This is a genomic window from Proteiniborus sp. (assembly GCF_040308045.1).
GTDB lineage: Bacteria > Bacillota > Clostridia > Tissierellales > Proteiniboraceae > Proteiniborus.
This window is the reverse complement of record NZ_JAWRHZ010000019.1, coordinates 1-3,561: the sequence shown is the minus strand read 5'-3', so window position 1 is coordinate 3,561 and position 3,561 is coordinate 1. Positions and strand designations below refer to the sequence as shown.

The 3,561-nt window shown below is 32.2% G+C and carries 3 protein-coding genes and 2 pseudogenes; all 5 read left to right on the top strand.

Annotated elements, in window-relative coordinates:
• Window positions 1–969, top strand: a 969-nt coding sequence (locus tag ABV008_RS03115) for a glycine/sarcosine/betaine reductase component B subunit (RefSeq protein ID WP_352418356.1), incomplete at its 5' end; no start/stop codon positions are given.
• A 15-nt stretch (window positions 970–984) separates the two neighbouring features.
• Window positions 985–2,259, top strand: a complete 1,275-nt coding sequence (locus tag ABV008_RS03110; protein WP_352418355.1) for a glycine/betaine/sarcosine/D-proline family reductase selenoprotein B — start codon at window positions 985–987, stop codon at window positions 2,257–2,259.
• A gap of 22 nt (window positions 2,260–2,281) precedes the next feature.
• A complete protein-coding gene (locus ABV008_RS03105; RefSeq protein ID WP_352418354.1) occupies window positions 2,282–2,440 on the top strand; it encodes a hypothetical protein in 159 nt (52 codons plus the stop codon).
• Window positions 2,441–2,926: 486 nt separating this feature from the next.
• A pseudogene (locus ABV008_RS03100) lies at window positions 2,927–3,109 on the top strand (hypothetical protein); the annotation flags it as partial.
• Between the two features lie 147 nt (window positions 3,110–3,256).
• Window positions 3,257–3,561: pseudogene (locus ABV008_RS03095) on the top strand (hypothetical protein); the annotation flags it as partial.

The following is a 3,561-nucleotide window of genomic DNA, read 5'->3' as shown; positions in this document are numbered from 1 at the left end:
CCTATAGTAGGATTTCAAGAAGGAATTATAGACATGAAGGGGCCACTTACTAAATATACTCCATTTTCCCATTTAAATAATTTAGTCATACACATAGAAAAAAATGAAGGGGTAGATCCTCACAAACATGAAGAAGCCGTTCGCATTGGCGGTATAAAAATAGCCCATTATTTAGCAGAAAAAGCTATAAACAACACTTATGATGAGATAGAAAAATATACATGGAATAGTATACCAGAAAAGCTTAATGAATACCCAAATTTACCAAAAGTAGTTTATGTATATCAATGTATGGCTCAAGGGTTACTTCATGACACCTATTTTTATGGAAAAGACTTAAAGAAGATGATACCAACATTAATAACTCCATTAGAAATTATTGATGGAATACTTATAAGTGGAAATTGTGTATCGCCAGGGTCAAAGACTACTACTTATCATCATCAAAACAATGCTATCATTAAAGAATGTTTTAAAAGAGATGGAAAAGAAATAAATTTTTTAGGTATAGTATTAACCCCACTAATGGTGACATTGGATGATAAATATAGAAACTCTATTATGACTGCTAGAATGGTGGAATCAATAGGTGCAGATGGAGTAGTTCAATCTCAAGAAGGATTTGGAAATCCAACAACAGATTTAATGATGATATGTAAAAGACTTGAAGACAAGGGAATTAAGACGGTAATAATAAGTAATGAAGATGCAGGAGTAGATGGAAAATCTGAATCTCTTCCAGATGGAACTATTGAAGCAAATGCTATAATTTCTACAGGAAATAGTAATGCTCGAATAACTATTCCACCTATGGATAAGGTCTTAGGTGATTTAAAGGCTATTGAACATATAACTGGTGGTTTTGTCGGTTCCATTCAAGATGATGGAAGTTTAATCATTGAGATACATGGTATAATGGGAAGCCATAATCTTCAAGGATATAGCAATTTAAGTGCTGTAACTATATAGGAAGGAGGTAAAAATTTGAAAAGAATAGTATATTATACCAATCAATTTTTCGGACAAATTGGTGGAGAAGAAAGTGCAAGTATTCAACCTGAAATCCATGAAGGAATGATAGGTTCAGCCAACGCTTTCAGTGGTAAATTAGATGGAGAAATAATAGCAACAGTTATATGTGGAGATAATTATTATGCTGAAAATATGGAAAGTGCAAGAAAAGCAATATTTAATGAGTTAGACAAACTAAATCCAGATATTTTTATAGCTGGGCCAGCATTTAATGCGGGAAGATTTGGGATTGCCTGTGGTGATCTATGTGCCAATATTGAAGAAAAATACAATATTCCAACTATAACAGGACTATATATTGAAAATCCAGCAGTTGATATATATAAGGATAAAACTTATATAGTAAAAACAGGAAAATCAGCAGCAGGTATGAGAAAGGCAGTAACTAAAATGGCTAATATTGCAAATAAACTTTTAAAAGGAGAAAAACTAGGTCTTCCAGATGAAGAAGGATACATTCCAAAAGGTATAAGAGTAAATGTTTTTAAAGACAAATCAGGGGCAGAGAGAGCATTAGATATGTTAGTTAAGAAATTAAATGGAGAACCTTTTGAAACTGAAATACCTATACCTAGCTACGATTCAGTTACTCCCGCCAAAGCTATAGCAAATATAAAAGATGCAAAGATAGCTGTACTAACTAGTGGTGGTATAGTTCCTATGGGAAATCCACACCATCTACCAGCAGCTACAGCTAAATTTTATAAAAAGTATCCAATTTCAAAATTAGATAGATTAGTAGGAGGTGAGTATGAGTCAGTTCATGCAGGGTATGACCCAGTTTATGCCAATGAAAATCCTAATAGGATTTTACCACTTGACTTATTGAGAGAACTAGAGAAAAAGGGGGAAATAGGTTCACTATATGAATATTATTTCGTCACAACAGGAAACTCTACATCTGTATCAGATGCTACTAGAATGGGAAAGGAAATAGCTAAAGAGTTAAAGAATGCAGAAGTAAATGGTGTTATAATGACTAGTACTTGAGGTACTTGCACACGTTGTGGAGCAACAATAGTTAAAGAAATAGAGAAAATTGGTATTCCTGCAGCACATATTTGTACAGTGACACCTATTTCAAAGACAGTAGGGGCTATTAGAATAGTACCTGCTATAGCCATCCCTTATCCAGTAGGAAATCCAGAACTACCTGAAGATAAAGAAAAGGAAGCAAGAATGAATGTTGTAAATAATGCCTTAAATTCTCTTACAGTGGATTTTTAAAATAATTTAGGAGGGGTTATTTATGAAAATTGCAGTTCTTGGTTCAGGAAATGGTGGTTGTGCTGTAGCCTTTGATTGGGCTCAATTAGGTCATGATGTTTATATGTTTGACTTTGAGAATTTCCCAACTAATATAGAAGCTATATCAAAAAACAATGGAATTCATTCAGAAGGCAACTAGAAGGATTTGCTGAAATTAAATACGCAGGTCATGATTTAGAAAAAGTAGTAAACAAAGCTGATTTAATATTCGTAGTTGGTCCAGCCTATAGTACAGAAGCATTTGGAAAAGCTACAAAACCATATTTAAAAAAGGGACAAATAGTAATAGTTTGCCCAAGTTCTTGTGGTGGAAGTATTGTATTTAAAAATGCATTAGGAATAAATATTGAAGATGAAAATTATATACTAGCTGAAACTAATACCTTGCCATATGCTGTTAGAATTATGGAACCTGGTAGTATTCATATATACCTGAAATTAAAAGGAGGACTATTATTAGCTGCTCTACCAAGTAAGTATATTTTAAATGTGTATAACATGATAAAAGATGTTTATCCATGTATGGTTCCAGTAAAAAATGTACTTCAAACCACATTACAAAATGCAAATCCTATAATTCATCCAGCAATAACTATATTGAACACAGGACTACGAAGATGTAGGTTATGGTTTAGTATTTATGACAGAACTAGCAAGACAAGTAGGAATAAGTACTCCAGTTATGGATTCAGTAATAAATATAGTTTCAGTACTCATGAATAGAAACTATAGGGGAGAAAAAAAGAGAACTATGAAGACATTAGGATTGGATAAATACTCTTTAGATGAATTAAATGAAATATTGTAAAATTAAAAGATTATATATCAAAAGTTAACGTTTTCAAAGACGAAATGTTAATCCTCCTAAAAGAAATTTTGATATGAAACTAGGTAGGATGTATGAGAAAACTATATCGTTTTATTTAAAATAATAAAAAGTATAGGGGGTCTTAATATGGATCAAACAGCAAGCTATGGAATACTTTCGTTATTGCCTGCACTCGTTGCATTAATTCTATCTTTTGCGACTCGAGATGCCATTTTTTCTCTTCTAATAGGTGTTCTTGTAGGAATTGCTATTACAGGAGAAAATATATTATTTGGATTTACTGGGCTTTTACAAAATGCATTAGGAAATGCAGATTTTATTTGGGTTTTGTGTATTGAAGTATTTGTAGGACTTATGGTAGCGTTTTTCCAAAAATCAGGTGCTATAAATGCTTTTTCAGAAAAAATAGAAAAGAAAAATATAAAAGCAAG